Origin of the sequence: Cyanobium sp. Cruz CV13-4-11, from assembly GCF_024346055.1 — a bacterium.
Lineage (GTDB): Bacteria > Cyanobacteriota > Cyanobacteriia > PCC-6307 > Cyanobiaceae > Cyanobium.
The window spans coordinates 60,932-84,415 of record NZ_JAGQCH010000001.1; the positions used below are offsets into that span (position 1 = coordinate 60,932).

Annotated in this window: 22 protein-coding genes and 1 pseudogene; 5 read left to right on the plus strand and 18 right to left on the minus strand. The window is 63.4% G+C overall.

Annotated elements, in window-relative coordinates; genetic code table 11:
* Positions 1–5: 5 nt before the first annotated feature.
* From pglZ to KBZ12_RS18600, 6 genes and pseudogenes are all read right to left on the minus strand, one after another.
* On the minus strand, positions 6–2,540 hold the full coding sequence (gene pglZ, locus KBZ12_RS00390) for a BREX-1 system phosphatase PglZ type A (protein ID WP_254955638.1): 2,535 nt from the start codon (positions 2,538–2,540) through the stop codon (positions 6–8).
* A complete protein-coding gene (locus tag KBZ12_RS00395) occupies positions 2,540–3,874 on the minus strand; it encodes a type II toxin-antitoxin system HipA family toxin (protein WP_254955640.1) in 1,335 nt (444 codons plus the stop codon). Before KBZ12_RS00395 ends, pglZ begins: the two co-directional genes overlap by 1 nt.
* The gene (locus tag KBZ12_RS00400) at positions 3,874–4,128 is read right to left on the minus strand and encodes a helix-turn-helix domain-containing protein (RefSeq protein ID WP_254955641.1); all 255 of its coding nucleotides are present in this window, start codon (positions 4,126–4,128) and stop codon (positions 3,874–3,876) included. Before KBZ12_RS00400 ends, KBZ12_RS00395 begins: the two co-directional genes overlap by 1 nt.
* 95 nt (positions 4,129–4,223) lie before the next feature.
* The gene (locus KBZ12_RS00405) at positions 4,224–4,652 is read right to left on the minus strand and encodes a type II toxin-antitoxin system VapC family toxin (protein ID WP_254955643.1); all 429 of its coding nucleotides are present in this window, start codon (positions 4,650–4,652) and stop codon (positions 4,224–4,226) included.
* Positions 4,653–4,655: 3 nt separating this feature from the next.
* On the minus strand, positions 4,656–4,910 hold the full coding sequence (locus KBZ12_RS00410) for a FitA-like ribbon-helix-helix domain-containing protein (protein ID WP_254955646.1): 255 nt from the start codon (positions 4,908–4,910) through the stop codon (positions 4,656–4,658).
* 156 nt (positions 4,911–5,066) lie between these two features.
* Positions 5,067–5,174 (minus strand): annotated as a pseudogene (locus KBZ12_RS18600) (hypothetical protein); the annotation flags it as partial.
* Positions 5,175–5,361: 187 nt separating this feature from the next.
* Between KBZ12_RS18600 and KBZ12_RS00415 the strand changes: the two are divergent.
* Positions 5,362–6,585 (plus strand): AAA family ATPase, encoded by a 1,224-nt coding sequence (locus KBZ12_RS00415; RefSeq protein WP_254955647.1) that lies wholly within the window; start codon positions 5,362–5,364, stop codon positions 6,583–6,585.
* A gap of 32 nt (positions 6,586–6,617) precedes the next feature.
* On the opposite strand, the gene KBZ12_RS00420 is transcribed toward KBZ12_RS00415, so the two are convergent.
* The 6 genes from KBZ12_RS00420 to KBZ12_RS00445 form a co-directional block, all read right to left on the minus strand.
* A complete protein-coding gene (locus KBZ12_RS00420) occupies positions 6,618–7,874 on the minus strand; it encodes an ATP-binding protein (RefSeq protein WP_254955649.1) in 1,257 nt (418 codons plus the stop codon).
* A gap of 556 nt (positions 7,875–8,430) precedes the next feature.
* Entirely contained in the window at positions 8,431–9,675 is a 1,245-nt protein-coding gene (locus KBZ12_RS00425; RefSeq protein WP_254955652.1) for an ATP-binding protein, read from the minus strand.
* 5 nt (positions 9,676–9,680) lie between these two features.
* Positions 9,681–13,181, minus strand: a complete 3,501-nt coding sequence (gene pglX, locus KBZ12_RS00430) for a BREX-1 system adenine-specific DNA-methyltransferase PglX (protein ID WP_254955654.1) — start codon at positions 13,179–13,181, stop codon at positions 9,681–9,683.
* Between the two features lie 52 nt (positions 13,182–13,233).
* Positions 13,234–13,566 carry an addiction module antidote protein gene (locus KBZ12_RS00435; RefSeq protein ID WP_254955656.1) on the minus strand — a complete coding sequence of 111 codons (333 nt, stop codon included), beginning with the start codon at positions 13,564–13,566 and terminating at the stop codon, positions 13,234–13,236.
* A complete protein-coding gene (locus KBZ12_RS00440; protein ID WP_254955658.1) occupies positions 13,563–13,937 on the minus strand; it encodes a type II toxin-antitoxin system VapC family toxin in 375 nt (124 codons plus the stop codon). The genes KBZ12_RS00435 and KBZ12_RS00440 overlap by 4 nt, the downstream gene beginning before the upstream one ends.
* Positions 13,938–13,986: 49 nt before the next feature.
* Entirely contained in the window at positions 13,987–14,223 is a 237-nt protein-coding gene (locus KBZ12_RS00445; RefSeq protein ID WP_254955660.1) for a FitA-like ribbon-helix-helix domain-containing protein, read from the minus strand.
* 125 nt (positions 14,224–14,348) lie between these two features.
* On the opposite strand from KBZ12_RS00445, the gene KBZ12_RS00450 reads away from it, so the two are divergent.
* Together KBZ12_RS00450 and KBZ12_RS00455 are read left to right on the plus strand one after the other, a co-directional pair.
* Positions 14,349–14,588 (plus strand): AbrB/MazE/SpoVT family DNA-binding domain-containing protein, encoded by a 240-nt coding sequence (locus tag KBZ12_RS00450; protein ID WP_254955662.1) that lies wholly within the window; start codon positions 14,349–14,351, stop codon positions 14,586–14,588.
* Positions 14,588–14,995 (plus strand): type II toxin-antitoxin system VapC family toxin, encoded by a 408-nt coding sequence (locus tag KBZ12_RS00455; RefSeq protein WP_254955663.1) that lies wholly within the window; start codon positions 14,588–14,590, stop codon positions 14,993–14,995. The genes KBZ12_RS00450 and KBZ12_RS00455 overlap by 1 nt, the downstream gene beginning before the upstream one ends.
* A 1-nt stretch (position 14,996) precedes the next feature.
* Here KBZ12_RS00455 and KBZ12_RS00460 read toward each other — a convergent pair whose 3' ends face one another.
* From KBZ12_RS00460 to KBZ12_RS00485, 6 genes are all read right to left on the minus strand, one after another.
* Positions 14,997–15,434: a TA system VapC family ribonuclease toxin gene (locus KBZ12_RS00460; protein WP_261359692.1), complete on the minus strand. Its 438-nt coding sequence runs from the start codon at positions 15,432–15,434 to the stop codon at positions 14,997–14,999.
* Positions 15,431–15,682, minus strand: coding sequence for a CopG family transcriptional regulator (locus KBZ12_RS00465; protein ID WP_254955665.1), 252 nt, complete (start codon positions 15,680–15,682; stop codon positions 15,431–15,433). The genes KBZ12_RS00460 and KBZ12_RS00465 overlap by 4 nt, the downstream gene beginning before the upstream one ends.
* Positions 15,683–15,721: 39 nt before the next feature.
* Positions 15,722–17,179 (minus strand): hypothetical protein, encoded by a 1,458-nt coding sequence (locus KBZ12_RS00470; RefSeq protein ID WP_254955667.1) that lies wholly within the window; start codon positions 17,177–17,179, stop codon positions 15,722–15,724.
* Positions 17,180–17,246: 67 nt separating this feature from the next.
* Positions 17,247–20,732, minus strand: coding sequence for a BREX system P-loop protein BrxC (gene brxC / locus KBZ12_RS00475; protein ID WP_254955669.1), 3,486 nt, complete (start codon positions 20,730–20,732; stop codon positions 17,247–17,249).
* On the minus strand, positions 20,729–21,343 hold the full coding sequence (locus KBZ12_RS00480; protein WP_254955671.1) for a DUF1788 domain-containing protein: 615 nt from the start codon (positions 21,341–21,343) through the stop codon (positions 20,729–20,731). The genes brxC and KBZ12_RS00480 overlap by 4 nt, the downstream gene beginning before the upstream one ends.
* A complete protein-coding gene (locus KBZ12_RS00485; protein ID WP_254955673.1) occupies positions 21,340–22,083 on the minus strand; it encodes a DUF1819 family protein in 744 nt (247 codons plus the stop codon). Before KBZ12_RS00485 ends, KBZ12_RS00480 begins: the two co-directional genes overlap by 4 nt.
* A 193-nt stretch (positions 22,084–22,276) precedes the next feature.
* Between KBZ12_RS00485 and KBZ12_RS00490 the strand changes: the two genes are divergently transcribed.
* Entirely contained in the window at positions 22,277–23,125 is an 849-nt protein-coding gene (locus tag KBZ12_RS00490; RefSeq protein ID WP_254955675.1) for a shikimate dehydrogenase, read from the plus strand.
* A gap of 43 nt (positions 23,126–23,168) precedes the next feature.
* A complete protein-coding gene (locus tag KBZ12_RS00495) occupies positions 23,169–23,483 on the plus strand; it encodes a hypothetical protein (RefSeq protein WP_254955677.1) in 315 nt (104 codons plus the stop codon).
* Position 23,484: the final 1 nt, after the last annotated feature.

Below are 23,484 nucleotides of genomic sequence, written 5' to 3' on the forward strand. Positions count from 1 at the left end.
GAGGATCAGAAATCGTCGAAGTCACTGCCGAAGGGCCGCTGCAGCTTCATCTCGACAGTCTTGTAGGGAACGGGCGTGGCGACACCCTCAAGCTGCTGCTCCAGGCGAAGCTCCAGCACCTGGTTGTTGTAGTCGGCAGCGGCGTTGGAGAGCTCCAGAATCACCTGCTGCTCCCGTTCGCGGGCCTCGCTGGCCGCTGAATCGAGCAGCACGGTGCGATGGGCGCAGAGCAGGGCGCCATCCGCCTTGGCGTAGAGGCCGATGCGCAGCTTCAACGGCAGCCGCTTGCGAGGCTCCACCGGCTCCAGCTGGAACAGGCCGAAGGACAGCCTGCCGGTGGTGACCTTGGCGGGCACCCGCAGCAGCTCGGCCTCCACCACGCGGGTCTCGACCTTGCGCTCGCGCCTGAGCCGGATCACCGGCACCACCACCTCTTGGAGGGAGGTGCCGCCATGCACGAAGCGTGAGCCCGACCCCGAGCGGGGGTAGCGATCGAGCCCGAGGGGGAAGACGGCCTCCCAGCTTCCGCCCAGGCCCAGTGCGGCGGCGCTGAACACCTTCTGGCCGGCACTGGCCTGGATGCCGGTGCCGAGGGCAAAGCGTCGGTTCTTGAAGGTGAGCTCCTTGGCGGCGGGGAACTGGGAGCGGTCGTTGGCGGCGACGGGCTCCTGCTGGAACAGGAAGCCGTGATCGGCCGTGATCACCGCCTGGCTGCCCTTGAGGCTGGCGATCTTGCGCAGGATCAGCTCAAGATCCTCGAAGGTCTGCTCCACCGCCAGGCAGGTGTCGGCTTCGCTCTCGCGCTTGTCGCCGATGCGGTCGATGCGGTTGTGATAGATGACGATCAGGTCGTGGTCGCGGGTGAGCTCGGCCCCTTCCTTGGAGGAGGTGAGGTTGAGGAAGTCCTCCGCCAGGATCGCCCTGGCGCGGCCATTGGCGTAGGACTTGAGGATCTTGCTTCTGTTCTCGGTGCCGGTGGCGCTCTGGCCATCCACCAGGGCCGTGGCATCGGCGGGGTTGAGGCCCAGTTGCGCCCCGGGCAGCAGGGCCGCCATCCCCAGCTGGGTGAAGGTGGGCAGTGCCCCCAGAAGGGCGTCCACCTCGGCGTTCCAGCCCTTGCCGGCCTGGCTGGTGAGGCGATCGGCGAAGTCGCGGGCCGCTTCGTAGCGCAGGGCGTCGGAGATCACCACAAACAGGCGCTTGAGCCCCTGGGAGCCGAGGGGAGCATGCACATAACGCATGTGGAACTCCTTCTGCCGCGGCAGCACCTCGCTCCCCCAGCTGCTGAGCCCGGCCACCTGATCGCTCCAACGATTGGTGAGCGGCAGCAACACATTGTTGACGTACTGGGCCTCCAACCAATCGCGCAGCGGCTTGAGCAGCCCGGGCTGTTGATAGGCACGGGCGTGGTGGATGCAGCGGCGGTAGGCCTGATCCAGCCGCCACCAGCCGTTGCAGTAGCGCTGCAGGCCCTCCTCGAAGCTGGGCACCTGCAGATCGGCTTTCGCCAGCAGGCTGCGGAAGGTGATGGCCTGCTCGAGGGCGCGATAGCCGTGCTGGTGCTTCTCGAACCAACACGAACTGCTGCGGTTGCGGATCGCCTCCAGCAGGTCGGCGTCTGAGGCGTTGCTCACGAAGCGCTGCAGGAGGCGGCTGAGCACAAAACGCTCGATCAGCTCGTAACTGTCGTCGTCGTCCGGGTCGTAACTGTCGGGCGCATCGTTGAGCTGCTCCTCCACCCGCAGCACGCCGGCAAGGTGGTCACTCCATGTTTCGAAGGACGGCCGGGCACTGAGGCTGTCCTTCCAGATGCTCTGGAAGACGCGGGCGTGGGGCAGCAGCTCGCCTGAGGGGCCGATGCCGCTGACACTGTTGAACAGGGCAACGGCGAAGTCGCGCAGGTTGGGCTCAGGGCAGCGGTAGCCGAACTTCTCGCCGACGGCCTGCCAGAAGTGGCGGCTCAGCTGATGGCTGCCGTAGAGGGCCTCCACGGGGTCATCGGCGTCTGGATTGGCGGGATCCAGCTGGCTGAAGGCGTGCAGCAGCAGCTTGTCGATGTCGGGCGGCTGCTTGGCCAGCACGGCCAGCATCTTGAGCCGCACGGCCACCTCGTCGTCGTTGGGACGCAGCAGTTCCTTGAGCTTGCTGGTGCGAACCGGTGAGCGGAAGAAGGCCTTGTGCTGCTGGGCGAGCTCCTTGAACTCCAGCGTTAGTCCGGCGTCCTGGATGTCGAGTGAGGCGCGGTCGGCGGTGAACTCATGGCCGGCCAGCAGCAGATCCAGGAGCCAGTTCTGGGGCTCTGGTGGTTTGGCGGAGGGGAGGTAGAGGAGGAAGTGTTGGGCGAGGGGGGCGCGGCTGATCGCCACTTTCACCGAGAACTCGTTGCCCTCTACCCGCAGCTTCTCGGCCGCAGCGGGTTGGTAGCCATCGAACTCCGAGGCCCATTCACCGTTGGCGTCGTACCAGAGCACCACGCGCCTGCGGGAGAGCGCGGCGTCGAGGCTTTCGTGGATGCGAGTCGTGGCGGGGGAAGCAGGCATCACAGTTGGCATTCGAGCTGGCTGGCGGAGGCTTGCAGGCCTGTCAGCACGGGTTCGGCGACGGCGTGTGGAAACCCAGCAGGCAACTGGGCCCGCACGGAACCAATCACAGCCGGAGTCTTAGCGATCAGAGCTTCGAGGATGGCTTGAGCATCAGCAATCCCAAGCCGTTTTGCGGTGAGCAGCATGCGACGACCTGTGATCTCCAGAGGCTTGGTGGAATGGCCTTGTTCACCAAACCAGGCCATCGCCATCTTGAGCTTTTGCTGGGGCCATTGGCCGCTGCCGCGGCCGATCACCGGCCAGGCCGAGAGCACGTCGTAGAGCGGTGTGAGCTGAAAGCGGCCGCCCGGGCTCAGAAAGAGGCTGAAGTTTTTGGCGTGGCCATCAATGGCGCGCAGCATCCAGAACAACACCTGCGCCTTGAAAAAGGTGGCCAGATCGCTGCGCTCGGAGGATTGAGCCAGCAGCTCGGCAATGGGCACCATGCCTGGACCGCCGTTGTTCTCGTATTTGTTGGCGGCTGCTTTGGAGGTGGCCTGGCAAAAGTCTTCTGTGGGCAGGCGCAGCCAATAGGCGCCACTGGCATGCAGGCGACGATCGAAGCGTTGAACAATCAGGCAGCGCTCGCCGTCAAAACTGGCTATCTCCGTGGAGGCCACAGGCAACCCATAGGCCTTGAGCACCTTGCTGCAAAGCCACTCGTTCTCCACCGAGGTGCTGAAATCAATCTGGCCCTCACCGATCACCCCCATCGGCAGCTTGAACAGGTGGGTGGTGGGGGTACTGCCCAGCGGCAGACACCATTGGTTGTTGTGCCAGAGGAAGGCGGTCTTCTCCTGGGCACCGGCCACCGAGAGGCGCAGCGCATCGGATTCAGGGCCCAGGGATCCTGGAGCCGGCGCCGCCGTGACGGCGCGCAGGCGCCGGCCGATCTCCTGGTTGCTCAGGGGCCGGGCCTCGATGCGATCGATGCCGCTGGGCTTCTGGTCTGGCGGCAGCAGCTGCACGGCTCCGGCACAGTCGCGGCCGACCGCAGCCAGCAGATCGAAGGCATTGGTGCTGGCGGTCTGAAACCGGGTCTGGGCCCTGCCTCGGATGGCGTCGCTGTCCGGGAGGAGGTTGTCAAACCAGCTCTCCACGGCATCACCGCTGAGTGTTGAGGTCCCGATGCCCGCCGGCAATGACAACGACACCGGGCGGAACTGGCTGGAATGCAGCCAGGTTTCGTCGTAAGTGAAGGTCTGTGGCCCCCGCGCCGGCAAGGTCCAGGTGCCGATCCGTTCACCGTTCATCCACACCGCCAGGGAGCGCGCCCGCGTTGGCCTGCCCATCACCACTCGGCCGGCTCGATGCTGATCTCTCGGGGCCGCAGCACCAGTTCGAGGTCGAGGGCGGCCAGGATCAACAGCAGACGCTCCACGGTGAGGCGCCCCGGTTGCAATTCGAGCTGGGAGAGCCTGGCCTGGCTGGTGCCTCCGGCCTTGAGGGCTAGCTCTTGCTGGCTCAGGCCTTTCTGCCGCCGGACACCCTTGAGGAGGACCCCCAGCTGGGCAGGGGCGCGGATCACCTGCTCGCCTGCGGCCATGACCTACTTGGAATCTCAACAAACGCAGGATAACAGGATTACTACTAAGTGGCATTCATTGGCAATCCGAGTGACTGGAGGGCTGTTCTGGTTGCTCAGGGCGCCGGCCAGGGATTGATCAGTGCCAGGCCAATCCCTTCAAAATCGACGGTATTGCGGGTGGCAAGGGTGGCTCCAAGGGCCAGGGCGATGGCCGCAATGAGGGCATCAGCCGTTGAAATCGGTTGGCCAAGGCGTTCTCGCCGCTGGAGCAAGGCGGCATACCAGTGGGCCGCTGGGCGGTCAAAGGAGAAGACACGGCCTGCAAATAGATCTGCCACCAGTTGCTCCCAGCGCGCCTCCAGGGCCTGGCGGCGTCGACCAACCGGCAAGCGGGCCAGGCCATGCAAGATCTCGGCTTCATCCATGGCCGTGATGCCCACCGCTGCTGGGTCGAGCTGGTCGGCCCAAGCGAGCACGGCAGGCTGAGGATCCGATCGCATCAGCTCGGAGAGCACGTTGGTGTCGAGCAGAAGCAGAGCCATGGTTCAGCTCAGGGCTGCAGGTTCAGGCGTGGAGGTGCGGCGTGGCGGTTCGAGCTCCATGCCGCCGAGCTGGGCGAAGTGAGCGCGAATGCGGCTGCCCAGTCCCGGTTCGCTGTAGGCAGGGGCCGCTGGAGGCGCCAAGGCTGCGGCAAGGATCTGGCGCACCTCCTCTTCCATGGAGCGGCCATGGCCTGCGGCCTGCAGGCGTAGGCGGGATTTGAGCTTGTCGTCGAGGTTGCGGATGGTGATCGATGTCATCGGCACGCCTGGCGCGATTGCATTGAAATCAATGCTAGCAATGCCTGCATGGCGCAGGCCAGGTTTCGCCAGATCGGCCAAGACTTCGCACCGGACCGGCCGGGGATTGGCAGAACCACCCTCGTGCAAATGGTGCAGGAGGCCAGCCGGCAGTGACAGCGATAACGGCCGGAACTGACCTGAGTGAAGCCAGGATTCGGCGTAGGTGAAGGTCTGTGGCCCCCGCAACGGCAGGGTCCAGGTGCCGACGCGTTCGCCGTTCATCCACACCGCCAGTGACCTGCTCGCCTGCGGCCATGTCTCACTCGGAATCTGAATAAACGCAAACTAATAGGATTCCTAGTGATTGGCATTTATTGATTTTCCTGCTGGCGAAAAGAATTGTATTGCCAAAATGGCCAATACATGACCAGTATTGGCTGGCTGAGGCCCCTTGCCAATACTTCGCGCCATGGCGCTGCCGAGCCTCTGGGGCCTCTACAACCTGCGCTCCTCGCCCTTCTTCCAGGCCACCCTGCGGGCGGATTCGCAGGCCACGCCGCTGCGCCTGTTCGTGGGGAGGCAGCGGGAGCGGCAGCTGCTGCTCACCACGATCGGCAGCAGCGCCAGCTCCCGCCAGGCGGTGGCGGGGCGTCCAGGAATCGGCAAAACCACCCTGGTGCAGACGGTGAAGGCCGATGCCCAGGCGGAGGGCTACTGGAGTTCCGACGAGATCATCCCGATCAGCGCCGAGGGCGCCAGTGAACAGCTGCTCGGGCAGTTGCTTTCTGGTGTGTACGACTCCGTTCTGGCGAACTGCCCGACGGCGGCGGGACCCGAAGTGGAGGCCGCGCAGCAACTGGTGCGGGGCATCCGCCTGCGTGGGGGCGGGCTCACGGTGTCGGCCTTTGGGCTTGGGGTTGGGGGAAGTCAGAGCGAAAGCGTGGCCACACCGCCAGAGGCGCTGCTGCTGGATGGTCCGCGGGTATTGCGCGATCTGATGGGCTATGCGATCGGTCAGGGGGCCCGCGGCGTCGTGCTGCACCTCAACAACCTCGAAAACCTCAGTGAGGCGGATGCGACGCGGGCGGCGGATCTGTTGCGGGGCATCCGCGATCAGGCCCTGCTGCAAGAGGGCTTGCATCTGATCGTGGTGGGCACCCGCTCGGTGTTCAGCAATCCGTTGGTGCTGGAGCCACTGGGGCTGGCGGATGTGGAGCAGTTGTTGGCCAATCGCTATGGGTCTTTGCAGCTGGATCCGGCCAGACCCTGCCGATCTCCTGTGGAGCGTGCCGTGGTGCAGCGGCTGTACGAGCTATTCCGCGGCGATTTGCGCGGCATGTTGAAGGCCCTGGAGGATGGGATCACAGCTCTGCTGGGGCTCACCAGCGCAGGAGCCGACGTGGCGCCGGTAGGGCTGGAGGATCTGCTGCTCTCGCTTCGGCAACGCAACCAGGTGGAACTGCAGGAGCAGCTGGGCGACACCGCCTGGGAGCGCCTGCTGGCCTGGGCGCAGGTGGATGCGGCTACGGCCCAGACCCAGGCGGAGCTAGTGGAGCTGTGGCAGGTGAAGCAACCCTCGGTGTCGCAAACCTTGCAGCAACTGATTGAGGCCGGAGCTGTTGAGGCCTTGCCTCGGCGGGGGCGTGAGGCGATTCAGTACCTGATGACCGGAATATCGAGGCTGGCATTTTGAAATTGAGCTTGGTCTGATTAGTAAGGTCAGCATCACAGAGCACTAGGAATCGTGAGCAGCAGCTCGTTGTTGTCAATGAGGCGGTAGTGCGGAAGCTGTCCTGACAACTCCAGTGTTCGAGAAAGAATCAAGGGCACACCTTCGCCGCGACGATCCATGATGTAGCGGCGATGGCTGACGCCTGCAGCAGCCTCTACAGGACAACGCGCAAGCAGGCTGGCGACCAGCTCATTGCGGCAAGCCTGACGGAGCGGCAAGCTTTCAGGAGTCATCGTGTTTGGCAGCATGCCTGGCGAAAAGATCTCGAGGTGATCATCAAAGAGACGGAGTCTCACCTTGCTGCCGGGGATGGAATAATCGCGATGGGCAACGGCATTGGTGATGGCTTCGAACACAGCCAGAGCATCAAACTGTGGGCGATCAATCCGGCCTCCCTCCAGCGTCTTCGCGGCACCGCTGCGGCTGTTGCGAGCTACAAACTTGCAGGCGGCTGTGATCTGTTGATCCAATGGGCCTGTGAGATCGGCAGCGTCACGCTGGTACATGACGTCCTCTCCCAGGGGCGATACCTGGGTACCCGCATAGGCAACAGCCTGGATGTAAGCGCCCCTCAGGAATGGCTGGGGATTGAGGCTGGCAAGCAACACTCCCGCCACTGAAGGGTGGAGAGATCCGTCTTCCGCTTCGACCACCAGGCCTGTCTTCGACTGCCAATTTGCATCAGGCGATAACTGAGGGTGAAAACGTTCGAGCAACACGGTATCCAGATCCTCGCATTGAGCAGACACAAGCGGCAGCTCATCAAATCGGATCACTCGGCTCTGACTGCGCTGCTGAAAAAGCTGCGCCAGGTAGTCAGGCGGAATAGGGCGCTTTGAGGAACCGACCCGGTGCAAATAGCCAGCAGGGCTCTGATGTACAAACAGACTGGATGCGATGTCCACTCTGAGGGTGGCGTGATCCACGCCAAGGGAATCGGGCAGCGTGAGCCGCTCAATCACTGGGGCCAATGGCGGCTTGATGCTGTCCTCAACGGCCTGGCGCACCAGGGCCTCGACGAGATCAAGGCGATCAACAGGGATTCCCAGGACATCGCGAGTCTTGTCATTGATGCCGAGCAGCAGAGTGCCGCCGGTTCTGCTATTGGCGAAGGCAGCGAGCTCATCAGCCAGGTCGTTTGGGGAAGGGCCACGCACAGACGCTCCGCAAAAGCGAACCTCTTTGCATCCCAGGAGGTTGTCTTCTCCCAGTCTCAACTTGGCGATCAGTTCATTTCGGCTCAGTCGCATCTCACACCTCCCGCCCAAGCCGGGCCCAACGCCGAGCCAGCGCCTGTCGCTGCCGGAAAAGGGCGATCGAGGTTCTCCCACTCCACGGCGAGCAGGCGAGCAGGCGAGCTACCTCGAACAACTGCTTCAAGGTGGTGGCATCAACAATGCTGGCTTGGCTGCCCTCTCGAATGGCAAACAGGGCTTTGCCTGAGGGGGGGGGAATGGTCGGCATGGGCAGGGATGGGGATGGCTCCGGCTTCCTGTTCCATCTGTCGGTAGGCAGCCTGCAGAGGATCGATCCAATCGCCACTGTTGTGATCGGTGATCGCGACGCAGTCCATACCGGCAGCCATGAACTGGCTCAACCAGCGCTCAAGTGTCACCTCTTGATCAGTGCCGTTGGCCTGGTGCCAGTGGGGGGTATCGGAGGAGGCTGGCGTGTGAGCGTGGAAGTCGAACGACCACCAGCGAGCGCCGAGGTAGGGCCAGGCGGCTGGACTAGGCGTGGCGGCAAAGGAGGCCACGGGACTGGGCGGGCTGGCGGTGAGCGCGTTTGGATCCGGCATGGCAGTGATCATCGCCGCGAATGTCCGAGTCGCCGGTATTTCTGCAGCCGGCTGTTGGGGGTATCCGGCAAGGTGTAGCCGATCTCGTCTCGATCCAGAAGCTGGCGGATCGTGCGGTTGAGTGCCCCGGAGACGGAATCTCGCCCAAGGGCATGGGCAATTTCAGACTTGCTCAAGGGCCCGTCGGCCAGGACTTGGAGCACGAAGTGGCCTAGTCCGCCCTCCGCCAGCGACTCTGCCCTTGACTCTGCCCTTGACTCTGCCCCCCTTGGCCGACTCTGCCCCTGGGCTGGGGAGCTGGCTTGGTCTAGGGGCAGAGTCACTCGAAAACGCAGGCCTACCTCTTCAAACAGGGGTGGCGGCAGGTGTTGGCTGGCGGCTTCCTCCAGGATCACAGGGATACCACTGCCCCACTGCTCGATCAGGCCGAGTTCGCGGAACACGCGACTGATCACGCGATTCCGCAGGCGGCTGATCCCGCGCGGAAGGTCGTCGAGGCTCAGGCCGGGGATCAGCACACCTGGGTTTTCAATTTCGATTCGGTCGTCGAAGTAGGCAACGCGAATCGGTGCGCCGCGCTGGGAGTAATCGGCATGCACCAGCGCATTGGTGAGGGCTTCCCGCAGGCTGGCCAGGGGAATGCTCCAGCGATCCACGCGCCGCAGCTCCTGGAAATCGGCCGAACGCACAGCATGCTTCTTGAGGAAGGCCAGAGCTTGCTCCAATGCCTGTGGCAGGGGGGCCTGGATGTCGAGCTGATCAAAGATCCCGGCCTTGGTGGTGCCCACAAAACGGGCGCACTGGAGCCAGGCATCGGGAAACCAGCGCTGGCGATCGCGGCCGAAGAGCAGCATCCCGCCAACGGTGGGAACATCACGGCCCTGAGCGGTGGTAAGCACACGCAGGCTGTGCAGCTCCTGGTCGCTGATCGATCGGATGCCCTCAAAGGCCGCCGTCATCGCATCGCGATCCAGATCATCGACAGAGAGCTCCGCGATGGGCTGCTCATCAAAGGCTGCGCCACTCACACTGCGGCGCAGCTCCTCGATCAAGGCGGAATCAGCCTGGCGATTGGTGGACCCCAGGCGCACGAACACACCCTGGTCAGGGCCTTGCTTGATCAGGTGATGGGGCCTCTGACTGCTGGGGAACACCTCCACCAGCAGCAGGTTCTTGGGTGATGAGAGATCGCGCTTGCACTCGAAGGTCTTGCCCTCGGGAGTGGTGAGCAACTCGTTAATGGATCTCTGCATCACCATTAGTCCTCCTTCGCCGCCAGCCCCGGAATCGGCGCCAGCACGTCCTGGAGCTTGAGGTAGTTCACCTTGACGCCGTCATCGAGATCCAGCTCGATGCGTTGCTGGGCCAGGGGCAGCAGGGAATCCTGCTCCCAGGCCTGGCAGTCCTTGAGCACCTTGGTGATTTTTTCGGCTTCCTTGCGGGCGGCGGTGCGGTCGCGGCTGGGGATGGCGTCGTTGAGTTGATCGAGGCCGAGCTGGGCTTGGCGGGCTTCCAGTTTCTGCAGGTAGGGCCGGAAGTAGTTGTTGAGAACGAGGTTGAGGGTGTCTTTGGTGTAGCGGTGCAGGTAGATCAGGCAGGCGAAGCCACCCTTGGCAGGGCCAGCGGGGCTCTGCACCAGCCAGTAGATCGGGCGTTTTTTGTAGGTTTGCAGGTGATCTTTGTAGAAGTCTGTGCAGAAATATTTGCGGAGGTCTTTGCCGAGGGAGGTTTCGATGAAGGCCAGATCGGTGTTGAGGGAGCTGGCGGGGAAGCAAACGCGCAGGAACTCGCGGCTGCGGGCGACGATGTCGTCTTCAAACCACTCGCCATCGAGCACGGGGATGATGCCGTCGCGGTCGGGTTGGAAGCTGAGATCGCCAGTGCATTTGCCGACGTTGGCGTCATAGTTTTCTAACGTGTCGCCGGCATTGGCGAGGATCAGGCCGGGGTGAGCGAGGCTGTAGCGGCCCATCATGCAGCCGGTGGCGTAGGAGAGTAACGCGGCTATGTCCGTCTTTGGGTCGGCGCGGGCGAGGGTGATTTGATCCTCAGGAACTTCGGGCTGCAACTCGCCGTCTAGGCCATAAGCGGAGATGAAGAGCCTGTTGTTCTCCGTCTCCAGCTCCTGCATCCGGCGGATGGCGGTGGTGGTCTGCGCTTCCCAATTCCGCCAGCTTGCCTCCAGCGTCGTGTCCTTCAGCCCCGGTCGCAGCAACGGCTGGTCGCGGAAGTCCCAAGAGGTCTCGTAGTTGTTCCAGTCAACGCGACCAAGCTGAACTAATTCTTGAACCAATCCCGAGTGCATCTCCTCAAGTTTCCCCAGCGGCTTGAACGGAATGCGTGAGATGTCGCCTGCTTGAAATTCAATAGTTGGGTTGAGAGCCTTTAACAGGGAGGTGACGAGCTTTGAATTAAGGAGCCCCAATAGTGTTTGCCAATTGGCTTTCACGGGGGCCACGAACGAGCCTTTCGCGTCAAAGAGGAATCCAACGGGCGAATAGCGAATAGCGAAATACGAAGAACTAGTCGCTGTGTAAGTCAAAGCCTCTCTGAAATAGAAATCTCGGCTGCGTGGTGAAGCCCGCCCAGTTGACAGAATTTCTTGGCCGTCGTTTGCCCAGTTCACCACATAGTCTTGATTGCCATACCAACGCCGAAAAGGGCCGCCCTTGTTATATGGAAACCATTTGCAGCCTGATGCTGCTGCCAATTTCTGGTTATCAAAGCCAGTGCCAAAACTGGTATTGGACACTTCATGCCAGAGCCGAAGGAATCGGTCATTCTCTCCAGTTGTCATCCCGCCCCGTACTTTTGCGACATCTTCAACCGGTGGGCAGGTTGAAAACACAGTCAGCAACGCATCGTTCAGCCAGTATGCGATTGGACTGCCAGGAATCTTGTAAAAGTTGGCGGCATCGGTGTGGAAGAACCAGCCGCAGTCTGGATTCTTGATGGCTTCTAATGTTCGCGGGCCTTGGTTTTCGCTACCACGAAAATCAGAGAGGCGAATATAGCCACCTCTATAAAGAGCATGACGTTTATTTTGGAGCGTGAAGGTGCAAATAGGAACAACAGCCCCGTCGAATCCCGAATATTCTAATTGCACGAGCGTTGAAATCGTTGCCTGGGAAATCAGCCGCTTGCGCAGTTCTTCGTATGACGAAATGAACATCCATACAAACGGTGACATGAAACCGAGATAGCCATTTGAAAGTGCCAGCGACAGGGATCGGGCGATAAAGGCCGAGAAAAGATCTGCTTTATAGTCACTAAAGTTGTCTTGAAGAAACTGCTTAATGAGAGGGTTCATCCCTTTCCCGCCCATATACGGCGGATTCGCCACGACGACGTGATACCGCTGGGTTAGAGCCTCAGATTGTTCGATAACGCGCAGGACCTTGAGGTGCGTCACGCGCAGAAAGAGCTGGCTACCAAGATCTTTCTGCCCAATTGAACGTCGGAGTTCGGCGATTGATCGTTCGTCGAGGCACGGCTGGATGAGCGAGCCGAAGGTCTTCGCCTCCTCGAACTGTCGTAGAAGCTTGAGAAGCGACGGATCAAAGAGCTCGCCTAAATCTAGGGACTGAATATAATCATTTAATTCATTTTTCCCAAATCGTACATCCTGCAGCACAAGAATCTTGGACTGCACCAGCTGTGCTGGCTGGAAGAACCGACGCGATTGTTCCCGGGCCTTGAGAACCAAAGCCAGGCCAGCCAACTGGGCAGCGCGGGGGCAAATGTCCAGCCCATACAGATTGTGCTGCAGGATCAATCTGGGGATTTCAGCCGACGCATAGCCTTCTTCTGTGTAGATGTGGCTGAGCAGGTCAAAGGCATAGGTAAGCATGTGCCCGCTGCCACAGGCGGGATCCAGCAGTTTGATGTCTTCCGGTTTGTTGATCCGTAGGAAGTCGGTTTCTGTTTCGCCTTCGATGTAGTACGGCATCTGGTCTCGCAGCTTCGACTCCGGCCGGTTCAGCAGCCATAGCCGCCCCAGCGAGTTCTCCACGAGATAGCGCACGATCCAGTGGGGCGTGAACAGCTGGGTGACGGCCGGGATGTCTTCGGTGGGCACCGCCTTCTTGCGGGCCATCACTTCATCTTTCTTTTCGGCGATATAGAACTGATACAGCCAGCCCAGAATCTCCACATCCTCGCAATCGCTATCGCTGATCTGGCTGCGGAAACCGCCGGCAATCGAGCCATCACTGAGCAGATCGTCCGGTAACAACAACTCGCTGGCATCATCCAGCCCTTCAAACAGATTCGGCAGCAGCTGGTGATAGGAGCGGCACACCGCCAGGATCAGCTCGCGATACACCTCCCCCTGGGGATCGGCGCCGGCCGTGGCCGTGGGGATCCGGCCATCGAGCAGGCCCTGCAGGCGCGCCTCATCGGTGTGGGGCTGCAGTTCAGCGGGCAGGCTGCCGCTGCGCAGCAATTTCAGTAACTCGGGCTGGGTTTCTGTTTCCGTCTGCGGCATCAACACCCTGGCGCCGAAGGGATGCCAAAGCCGGGCATCGAGATAGCGCAGCGCCGCCAGACGGTTGAACCAGCTGTAGGCCACCCGCTCCAGCAGCTCCTGGCGATTGGTAGCCTCCTGCTGCCGCAGCTCTGCGATCGGGCCGGCGGCGGTGGTCAGCGTGTCGGCGCTGGCCTGGTGCAGCAGCAGGTCTAGCTTGCGGCCCAGCGCCTCGATCAGCTGCCGCCGCATCGCCGGGGCGAAGGTTTTGAGGGCGGCGGTGTTAACGGGCATGGGGGGGGGACTGTGGAATGAGGGGAAACCTTGTGACGTTGGCCGTGTTGGATTACCCCTCAACAGCAGCGGCGCAGGCATGAAGCCTCAGGCCAAGAGCCTTGGTCACCTTGAGCACGGTGGCGAAACTTGGATTGCCATCGGCGCTGAGCGCCCGATACAAGCTCTCCCGGCTGAGACCGGTCTCCTTCGCCACCTGCGTCATTCCCTTGGCTCGGGCGATGTCCCCCAGGGCCCGTGCCAGTCCGCCCACATCATCCGGTGCCTCCTCCAGCCAGGCCTCCAGATAGGCCGTCATCTCTTCAGGGGTTCTGAGATGCTCGGCCACGTCGTAGGGCACAAAGCCGGTTGCCGATTCGTTGGCAAGGGGAGGTGTCTGGGTCATGGGGCAGGCTCGGTTGGCCCTCGAAAGGGATTCAGCAAGGCCACGCCCGTGGGCAGAAAATCGGCCGTGTTGCGCGTCACCACCGTGAGGTCATGCAGCAGTGCGATCGCCGCGATCTGCTTGTCGAGCGCATGTCCGGAATGCGGCACCCGCAGCCGCCCCCAGAGCTGAGCGGCCTCCGCGTCCAGCACCAGGACCCGATCGCCGTAGGTCTCCAGGAGCACAGCCAGCCACTGCTCCAATGCATCGGCCTGAGCCGCATCGCCTCTGCGGCGGATCAGATCCACGCCACGGCGCAGTTCACCGATGGTGATCGACGCCAGATACAACGGCTGGTCTTGGTCGCTGACCGCGCCGAAGAAGGCCCGCACCCCCGGATCAGCCCGTGAACCCTTGCGCGCTTCGCTGATGACGTTGGTATCAATTAAATACATCGGTGTCGGCCGCGGCCTCGCTCTGACGCTCGAAATCTGCGTCGCGCCCTACATCCGGCATGGCGGCCAGCAGGTCGGCCAGTTTGCGGCGGGGTGGGCTCAACAACGCCGCCTTGAGAATGGCCCGGTGTTCCGCTTCTGAACTGCGGCCATGCTCTCCGGCCTGCTTTTTCAAGGCTCGCACCAGGGACTCCTCCACGCCTCGCACCAGCAGGTCAGCCATGCATGTCCTCCAGGTCGCTATCAATGCTAGCGGTGCTGGGGGGCTTGAAGCCCGTCTTCACCAGCTGGCACGAGTCGGCAGCCAACGCGAGTAAGATTCTTACTGGAATTGCCGAGTATCGGTCGATGCGGATCACCAGCAAGGGGCAGGTCACCATTCCCCAGGAGATCCGCGAGCAGTGTGGCCTGTTGCCCCACACCCAGGTGCGCTTCCTGGTGGAGGGCGGCCGGGTGCTGATCGAAAAGGCGCCTGCGGAAGGATCGCCCGGCAGCGAAGGCCTGCAACGGCTGCGTCGGGCCCGCTTGCGCACGCGTCTCAGCACCGATGAACTGCTCGCCCTCAGCCGCGGCGAAGAGCAATCCTGATGGTGTTCATGGATTCCAATGTGATCCTCGATGTGATCACAGCTGATCCCCTCTGGCAGGCGTGGAGCGAGGAGCAACTCAGCCGCTGGCTCGACAGCGGTCCCGTGCTGATCAATCCGATTGTCTATGCCGAGATCGCCTTTGCCTGCGAGGCGATCGAGGCCGTGGATGACCTGCTGCCGGCCCATCTTTATGCGTACCGTCCCATCCCCCGCGAAGCCGCCTTCCTGGCCGCCCGCGCCCACGCCGAATACCGGGCCCGGGGCGGTTCGCGCCAGACCGTGCTGGCGGATTTCCTGATCGGCGCCCATGCCCTGGTGGAGCGGGTCCCCCTGCTCACCCGCGACAGGCGCCGCTATCGCCAGGCTTTCCCTGGCCTCGAGCTGATTGCTCCATCCCCCGCTTGATTCATCCATCGATTAACCACAGGGCCTCGCGGCCGCCAGCCACCGCCTCGCAGCTCAGGCGGCGATCGAAGCTCACCAGCCGCCCGCCGTGGTGCACCGCCAGGGCCAGCAGGTAGGTGTCGGTGAGTTGTCCTGACTCCAGCAGCCGGGAAGCATCGATGCCGATGGGATGGAGCAGGCTGATCGCATCGGGCCAGAATTGGTGCTGGGGATGGCGGATCAGTTCGGCCACGACGGGCGCCACCACCGCCGGCGGCCCAGGACTGTTGGGGTAGCGCGGCTGGCCCAGGATCCGCAGCACGGCGTTCTGGGTGAGCGGGCAGGTGGCCCAGCCGTTGGCCTCAGCGGCAGCGAACCAGCCATGGGCCGGCTCGTGATGGACATGGCGCCGATCCAGCAGGGCGATCAGCACGTTCACATCGAGCAGGGCAACACTCAAGCCAATTCGTCCCGCAGGCTGTTGACCAACTCCAGATCGACCGGCGCGCCCTGGGTCTGCCAGGGCAGCAGGGGCAAGCCGTTGCAATGGTCGGATTCGGGGTTGCCAAGGCTGGAGCCAGGCGCCGGGGCCACCAGGGCCTGACGTGCCAAGGCGCTGATCACGGCACCCAGGCTGGTGTGCCGCTGTCGGGCCAGCACCCGGGCGGCAGCGAGCACATCGTCGTCGAGCTGCAGGGTGGTGCGCATCTGATGACTCCGCATCAAGCATCAAGTTTAGGCTGAGCGTCATGTCTGCAACCCCTCCGTCAGGTCCGCCAGTGACTGCGGCAGGTATCCCGCTGCCTGGATCGCACGGCGGGTTTCGGGCGTGAGCGAGGGCGCGATCGCCACCTGCTCCACCTGCCAGTTCTCAAACCGTGGGAAGGCCTTGAGGAAGCGGGCCACATGGCCATCGAAGTTAGCCAGATCCTTCAACAGTGCCTGCTCTGATCGCTTGCAGCTGCCCAGCCGCAGCCGCTGCGAGGGTTCATCGAGGGCCACCAGGTCGATCTCGGTGTCGCTGCGGTCCCACCAGCCTTCAATCCGTGAGGTGAGTGGGAAATCACCCACACCCAGGCGGCTGCGTTCTTCATACAGCTGACCCACCAGCCGCTCCAGTCCGTAGCCCTCCGCCGTCATCAGCCGCTGGTCGGCCTGCTCGACAAGGCCTTGTAGGGGGCGGAAATGGATAGCGGCGGTGGGGACCGCCAGCGCATCAAGCCAGCTGCGCAGGAAGTTATCGCGGATCGTGTAACGCCCTTTGCGGGCGTTGAGCTTGGCGAAAACCGGCAGGCGCTTTTCCACCATCTCGTATTTCTCTTCCAGCGTCTTCAGGTAGACCCACACCTGGCTACCCAGATCGGGATCCACCGAGTTCACATGGGCCAGGAGGTCGGCGTGGGTGCAGCCGGGATGGCGGGCCACGTACTTGAGCACCAGGTCGTAGCGGCCCCGCAGTTCGCGCAGAAACCAGTTGTCGGCCTCGGTGCGCAGCGGGGAGCTGCTGCTGAAGAACATCCGCTCCAGCAACGTTTGCCGATCCGCGTTGATCACCCCTTGCTCGAAGCAGTCGCGGTAGAACTTCGGCACTCCCTCGAACAGGTTCCAAAGAAACAGCAGCCGCTCCGGGCTGGCGTCCGCATGGGCCTGCAGAAGCTCCAGCAGGGAGGCGATGTCGAGGTGGCCCAGGCTGATGGTGTCGGTGAGGCGCTGGTAGAGAGGGGCACTGCGGTCCTCCAGGAGCGCCTGCATCTCGGTGTGCAGGGAGCCCAGCACGATCAGGCCACCCTTGGCCTCGGGTGTGGCCGCCAGTCGGTCCACCTCGGATTGAAGCTCGGACGTGAAGGGATAGAGGGCCTTACGGCTGAAGTACTGGAACTCATCGAGGGCCACGATCCAGCCCTCGGCGCAGAGTTGACCGATGCGCACCGCCAGCGAGCGCAGGTCATGGGGCAGGGGGGGGCTCACCCCGAAGTTCTCCATGAAGTCGCGGGCGGTGCTCACCACGCCGGCCGGATCGGAGTCCGGGATCTGGATGTAGAGCACCCGCTCGCGACGCTCTGGCTGCAGCAGCTCCTGCACCAGCCGGGTCTTGCCGATGCGGCGGCGCCCGGAGATCTGCAGGAAGAACCAGCGCCCGCGGCTGAGCACCTGGGCCAGCTGCGCTCGCTCCTGACGCCGGCCATAGAAGCCCCACTCCGCCATCGCGCACTTTACCTAAGACTTTTTATGTTAAACGACCAATGCTGTGCTGGCCTGGCTTCTGGGGCTATCACAGGCTGATCCGATGGCCCAGCTCAAGCTCTGCCTGAGCTGATGCCCGGAGAGCATCGAGCCACTGCTGCAGCTCCTGGCTGTTGGTGATCTGGCTCAGCGGGCAGTTCACCTTCAGGGCTGAGGCCGCCACCACCTTGATGGGCGCTGCCGTTGGTGTGTCTACCGGATCTGCCAGTGCCGCCAGGCGCTGCAGCTGTTTAGGCACCTCCTCAGCGCGGTAGCGGCTCACCCGCAGCAAGGCCCGTCCTGGCTGGCTTGCGGCCTCCACATCGGTTTTGGCCGCTGCGGTGGCTGCCAGCACCTGCTCCTGTTTGCTCGCCTCCAGCCTCTGGAAGTCGGCAGTTGCCTTGAGCCGGGCTTCCTGCTCGCTGATCTCCTCCAGCGCCTTGGCCTTGGCCGCCGCCAGTCGCTCGCCCAGCTGCTTCTGCAGTTCGACTATGGCGCTTTTTGCCTGGGGGATCAGGCCGCCGGGATAGGGCTTTTCGCTCTCCAGCAGCATTCGCAGCGGAGCCACCAGATCGGCCGGCAGGTCGGCGAATTCATCGCCGTAGCGCAGTTCAAAGGCCCGCACCTCGTCGTAGACCGTTTTCTGGTTGCCATTGAGGAACTGCTTCAGGGGGGTGAGCAGGTCTTCCTCCGCATCCAGCCAGCTGTCCTTGAAGCTCTCCAGCTGGTTAAGCAGGTAGCCGTCGTCCTTTTTGGCCATTGCTTCTGCCTTCTCGGCCCAAGGCTTCACAGCTGCAAGGAAGGGATAGCTGGCGGCTTGGGCTGCGATCTCCCGCAAGTCCTGGGCTTCTTCGGCCATCGCCATCCGGAAGGCCTCGCACGTGCTGCGGGCATCGGTGCCGAGGCTCTGCACGTTGAACAGCTCCTGGTGGAAGCGTTTCAGCGCATTCACCGTGCTCGTATCAAACTGCTCTTGCTTGCGCACGCTCACGCCACCCAGCCGGCGGCTGTTGGTGAGCGCTTCGATCACCTCCACGCTGCTGAGCAGCTCCTTCTCACGCAGCTCCAGCTTCCCGAGCCGGTACAGCCGGGCGATGAAGGAGAGCGTGGCCCAGTTGCTCCAGCCATAGGGGCGCGCCTCGAACTTGCGCACCAGATCTTCCGCGCTCAGGCGCTCGCCCAGCTTCTGCTGGCGCTCCACATCCACCAGCACCTCCTGCTCCGCCTCTGAGAGCTGGATCGCTGAACCCTCCAGCAGGTCGTCCTGCTCCCGCACCACCTGGGCCACGGTGGCTTCGCTGAAGTTGCCGCGGATCATCTTCAGCTTGGGGAAGGCCGAGCGGATCAGCTCCTGGTAGGCCTTGCTGAAACGGGTCTTGGGGTCGCCTTCGCCCACCGAGAGGGTCTGCCCGTTCACCACCAGCGCAGCGGTGCGCAAAAGCTCCTCGGCTTGGCGGGTGATCTCCTGACGCCGGGCACTGTTCTGCCTGGAGCGCACGGCCAGGATGGCGTTCAGAGCCTCGTCTTCACCGCCGCTGTTCTGGCGAATGTAGAGGTCGGTCTTGAGGTGGTTGCGGATCTGATCAAGCAACCGGTCCTTGGCCGGCAGGATCGCCATCAGCTCGGTGCCGCCCATGTTGCGGCTGTGGAGGATCCCCTCACTGCCGTAGTTGGGGTGCTCCGGTGTCACCAGGTTCACAGCCACATCGGTGTCTCTGCCCTTGATCAGGCCGTCGTCGATCTTCTGGGCAAACGGGTAGTCGTTGCCGTTGTCTTCAAAGCGGATCTTGTTGCTGCGCAGCACGTCGTCAAACACCACGCCGTGCAGGGTCTTCACCACCACTGAATCCGACACCTCCACCCGCTTGATCTCCTGCTCCACATCCTTTTCCTTGTCGGTGAGGAACTCGTAGACCTCACCGCTGCGCTGCAGGTAGCTCTGGCTCTCCAGGTTGATCAGGGCCTCCTTCACCGCCTGCTCATGGGCGCGGATGTCGAAGTTGGGCTCCTGGATCAGCAGGATGGCGATGTTCCGCGCCGTGCTCTTGAACCCCTGCACCCACTTGAGCAGGAACAGGGCCTTGAGGATGCGCAGCTCCAGCTCGCCCACCTGGTTCTGGGCGGTCACCATTGTCTGCTGTTTGTCGGCCCGGATCACATCGCGGATGCCGTCGTAGAGCTGGTCAAAGCTGGCCAGCCGGCCCACCGGCAGCTCCTTGATGGCTTTGGCCACCTCCTGAAACACCGAGAGCATCGAGCGCTCTCCCACGGCCATGTTGCGGCCCTCGAAGATGCTGTGGGTCGCCAGGCTCTGGATCGCCTGCTGAAACAGGCTCAGCTGGTAGGGGTGAAAGGGGTAGAGGCCGCAGAAGCTCTGGCAGTCGCCCCAGCCCTTGAGCTGAATCGAGCCATCACCAAAGCGGAAAAGGGTGGTGAAGTTGTCCTTCTCCTGCTCATAGATAGCGATCAGCTGCTCCGGTTCATCCGGGGTCTTGGCCAGCAGGCGCCTTTGGATTACCTCCTGCACATCGGCGCTGGCCAGGGTGAGCTTGGTCTTGAAGCGGCCCTGGATCTTGCTGAGATCATCGGCCTGCTCAAACTTCACCTGCCCCAGGATTCCCTCCAGGTCGGCCTGGGAGGTGATGAACACCGCGGCCCGCCCATCGGTGGCAGTAGCCAGGCTCTCCACCACGGTCTGCAGGTTGAGCAGGCGGCTGCGTTCCTGGCCGATGAACTGACCGGCCTCATCCACGAAGAAGTTGAGCCGGAAACCCGGCGGCTGGCTGTCCAGGTACTCCTTCACCCGGCCGGCGAAGCCCTCGATTGAGAGGCGGTAGCTGTCCTTGGCGTCATTGATCACCTTCACCGCGTCGTCTTCGCTGCCACCGAACTGCTCGGCATAGGCCCTTGCGAAGCTGCGCTTGGTCACCGTGGCCAGCGCATCACGGTCGTTTTCCCAGGAGCGGCCGTTCACCCGCTGATAGGTCTGCTTGAACGCCTCGAACTGGCTGCGCTTGTTGAGGTCGTGCTCGAACTGGGCCACATAGCCCTGGTTGCCGTAGTAGCCCTGCAGCTCATTGAGCACCTTCATGAACACTTCGAGGATCGGTGCTTCGTGGGTGCCGCCGATGCCATCGAACTTCTGATCGATGTTGAACAGCAGGCTGCGGGCCGGGATCGCCGCCGCCTTCTTCAGATCGGCGCGGATGATTTCGTCCTCCACCTTCGGCAGCAGGATCTCCACCGGCCGGCTGTCCTGCTCGCCCACCCGCTTCTCGCCATCCAGCATCAGCGAGAGCATTTTCAACAGGTGCGACTTGCCCGAGCCAAAGAACCCCGAGATCCACACGCCATTGGCGGTGGGGTTGTGGAGGTAGGCATCGGTGAAGGCACCCAGGCCCTTGCTCACCTCCCGGGTCACCACGTACTCGTCGAGCTCGACCTGGAGATGGCGCTCGTCGTCGGCCTTGATCACCCCTTCGATCGGTCGATCCACCGGCTTGGCGAAGAGCTCGCGGATGGTTTGGGCTGTCATGAGATCTTGATATCGAAGTAGTCGAGGTTGGTGGCGCGGTAGTGCTGGTTTTCGATCTTGCTGGCCGTTGTCGTGCCGAACAGGCGCAGGTACGAGCCGCCGTCGGCGTCCTGGGAGTACTCGCCGGGGAAGAAGATCACCACCGGGTGGCGCACCATCGCCGGCTGCAGCGCTTCCAGGATCGTGTGGGTGCGCAGGAACGGGTAGATCCGGCCTGATCCGGTGATCAGGCTGATCTGGGCGTCGTTCCCTAGCGCCTCCATCAGCTTTGGCACCAGGGCCGTGGTGGGTTCGGCCACGTTCTGGAGGGTGTCGAACAGGTCGCTCTTGCTCCAGCTCGCCTCTTCTTGCAGCACCACATCCAGGTAGCCCTTGGCCTCCAGCAGCTGCAGCACCAGCTCAAACAGATCCACGTGCTTCACCCGCAGTCCCTGCTTACGCAGAAACTGCTCGGCTCCCTTCACCACCACCCGCAGCTGGTCTTCATCGGCGGGGCTGTAGGTCTGGATGAAGATCGGCACCTCCTTGGCCACACCCCGCATCTCCAGGAACTCGGGGCGGGTGAGCACCTCCTGCAGGCGCTTGTCGAGGCCGGTGACGCTGCTGCTCATGCCGTTATCCGTTGCGCACGGCGTACCCGCTTGGCTGCCGGTTGGACCGTCGGCGCTGGACTGAGCAGAAAGCCACCCAGTAGGGCCGGGTCTTCCTGCTCCACCAGCCCATGGGCCTTCGGTGAGAGCAGGGGACGCTGCACCGTGCCGAGCGTTCCTCCCTTGCCCGCTTTCCCTGCCAACAGGCCGGCATCACGCAGCATGTGCAGGAGGGTGGAGCGGATCTTCTGCTGGGAGGAAGGAGACAGAGCTGCCACCTCGGGGTGTGCACGTTCGCAGGCCTCGTAAAAGCCCGCCATGTCGGAGCGTCGCAGCACCGGATCGAGGCTGCTGAGCTTCCTTGCCAGGACTTCGCGCGTCAGGTCGAGTGCGATCGCGATCCGCTTGAGCACGGCCAGCCAGGCCATGGCGTTGCGCTCATCGCTGCTGCCCTGCGCCAGCAGCTCGAGTTGGGATGGGTTGAGCTGTTGCAACCGCTGCCGCAGTTCGGACTCCAGCCGCTTGGCCGTGCTGGCCGATCGGGCCTGGAGGGCATTGCGCTCCAGCACAGCCGCCTTGGTCTTGCGCCAGTCTCCCTGCTCCAGGTGGACCTGGGCGACCACGCTGGCCAGTTCTGGCCTCAAGCTGGCGGCGGTGAAGCTGAGGCAATAGCGGCTCGCCTGTTCGGCGGTGCGGGCCAAGGCGATCAGCATCAGGCTGCGACGCAATCTTGGCACCGGGATGGGGGGCTTGGGGGTCAAGGGGGTGTGGCGCCCTGGGCGATCCATGGCCCGGAAGCTAGGGGGCCTGGCCGATTTGGAAGCTCTCCTACGTGCGAAACAGCAGAGCGAGGTGAAGTCGATGCAGAGGCTGCGGGAGGTGAACGCGTCAACGAACCATCCGGCTGCCCCATCGCCCCACCCCTGCCAGCCTGGGGCCTCCCGCCGGCTCGCCTTGATCCCTCCCCAGAAGCAGATGACCGGCATGCTCGGCCACCCGGTGGCCGAGAACCCGATCGATCGGATGTTCGATGCGGTCTATGCCCACCACGGGCTGTGCTGGCAGTTCTGGAAGAACGACATCGCCAACACGGCCGACCTGGCCCTGGCGGTGCGGGCCCTGGTGCCCCTGGGCTACAGCGGCATGGCCATCACCGTGCCCTACAAGGTGGCGGTGCTGCCCCTGCTTGATGCCGTCGATGACGACGTACGAGCCATCGGCGCCGCCAACTACATCACGATCGAGGCGGGCCGCCTGATCGGCCACAACAACGACGGCAAGGGGGTGGTGAAGGCGATCGAGAAGCTGGCGCCCCTGGCGGGCCGGCGGGTGGTGATGCTCGGGGCCGGCGGTGCCGGTCGGGCGATGGCGGTGGAGATGGCCTGGGCCGGCGCGTCCCACCTCACCCTGATCACCCGGCGGCAGGAGCAGGGCCAGGAGGTGGCCGACACCGTCACCCGGGCCTCCGGGGTGCCGGCGGTGTGGCAGGCCTGGGAGGGGGAGGTGGCGCTGCCGGCGGGCACCACCCTGCTGATGAATGCCACCCACCTGGGCTGCGCGCCGGAGCTGGAGCCGGTGCCCGTCCGCTGGGACACGGTGGATCCGGCCTGCGTGGTGGTCGATGTGATCACCAACCCCCGCATCACCCCCTTCCTGGCCACGGCGCGGCAGCACGGCTGCCCGGTGGTGGATGGCGTCGAGATGCTGGTGCAGCTGGCCATGCAGATCTTCGAGCAGTGGACCGGCGTGACCCCCGAGGAGGCGGTGTTCCAGCGCGCCGTGGCCGAGGCCCTCGGGGAGTGAGTCCGGCGCCCTTACGTTGGCGGGCGTTGTCTCCGGCATCCCCATGACCCGGGTTGTCTCTCTCGCCGCCCTTGCGGCCCTCGGCTTCCTGGCCGGGTGCGGCCGCCCCGATGGCCGGGCCCTGCAGACCATCGCTTGCCAGCAGGTGGCCAACACGATCGACCTCCAGTCGGTGGGCCAGATCGATGCGCTTCGCAAGGCCCTCGGCCTGGCACCGGGCGTCGATCCGATCGGCACCTGCCGTGAGCTCGGCGTCACCATGGACGCCGGCGCCCCCGGGGCGGGCTCCCCAGCGCCGGGCGGTTCCGGCGGTGAAGCCGAAGAGGGCGAGAACGGCGGTGAGGAACGCGGCGAGTGAG

Excerpts from the sequence above, each read along its gene's own strand:
- KBZ12_RS00445 (WP_254955660.1), bottom strand. The coding sequence starts at position 14,223 with ATGGCTGACCTGCTGGTGCGAGGCGTGGAGGAGTCCCTGGTGCGAGCC.
- KBZ12_RS00410 (WP_254955646.1), bottom strand. The coding sequence starts at position 4,910 with ATGACATCGATCACCATCCGCAACCTCGACGACAAGCTCAAATCCCGC.
- KBZ12_RS00395 (WP_254955640.1), bottom strand. The coding sequence starts at position 3,874 with ATGGGCAGGCCAACGCGGGCGCGCTCCCTGGCGGTGTGGATGAACGGT.
- KBZ12_RS00465 (WP_254955665.1), bottom strand. The coding sequence starts at position 15,682 with ATGCGCACCACCCTGCAGCTCGACGACGATGTGCTCGCTGCCGCCCGG.
- KBZ12_RS00405 (WP_254955643.1), bottom strand. The coding sequence starts at position 4,652 with ATGGCTCTGCTTCTGCTCGACACCAACGTGCTCTCCGAGCTGATGCGA.
- KBZ12_RS00450 (WP_254955662.1), top strand. The coding sequence starts at position 14,349 with ATGCGGATCACCAGCAAGGGGCAGGTCACCATTCCCCAGGAGATCCGC.
- KBZ12_RS00415 (WP_254955647.1), top strand. The coding sequence starts at position 5,362 with ATGGCGCTGCCGAGCCTCTGGGGCCTCTACAACCTGCGCTCCTCGCCC.
- pglZ (WP_254955638.1), bottom strand. The coding sequence starts at position 2,540 with ATGCCTGCTTCCCCCGCCACGACTCGCATCCACGAAAGCCTCGACGCC.
- KBZ12_RS00420 (WP_254955649.1), bottom strand. The coding sequence starts at position 7,874 with ATGCGACTGAGCCGAAATGAACTGATCGCCAAGTTGAGACTGGGAGAA.
- KBZ12_RS00470 (WP_254955667.1), bottom strand. The coding sequence starts at position 17,179 with ATGGCGGAGTGGGGCTTCTATGGCCGGCGTCAGGAGCGAGCGCAGCTG.
- KBZ12_RS00480 (WP_254955671.1), bottom strand. The coding sequence starts at position 21,343 with ATGAGCAGCAGCGTCACCGGCCTCGACAAGCGCCTGCAGGAGGTGCTC.
- KBZ12_RS00400 (WP_254955641.1), bottom strand. The coding sequence starts at position 4,128 with ATGGCCGCAGGCGAGCAGGTGATCCGCGCCCCTGCCCAGCTGGGGGTC.
- KBZ12_RS00495 (WP_254955677.1), top strand. The coding sequence starts at position 23,169 with ATGACCCGGGTTGTCTCTCTCGCCGCCCTTGCGGCCCTCGGCTTCCTG.
- KBZ12_RS00435 (WP_254955656.1), bottom strand. The coding sequence starts at position 13,566 with ATGACCCAGACACCTCCCCTTGCCAACGAATCGGCAACCGGCTTTGTG.
- KBZ12_RS00425 (WP_254955652.1), bottom strand. The coding sequence starts at position 9,675 with ATGCAGAGATCCATTAACGAGTTGCTCACCACTCCCGAGGGCAAGACC.
- brxC (WP_254955669.1), bottom strand. The coding sequence starts at position 20,732 with ATGACAGCCCAAACCATCCGCGAGCTCTTCGCCAAGCCGGTGGATCGA.
- pglX (WP_254955654.1), bottom strand. The coding sequence starts at position 13,181 with ATGCCCGTTAACACCGCCGCCCTCAAAACCTTCGCCCCGGCGATGCGG.
- KBZ12_RS00455 (WP_254955663.1), top strand. The coding sequence starts at position 14,588 with ATGGTGTTCATGGATTCCAATGTGATCCTCGATGTGATCACAGCTGAT.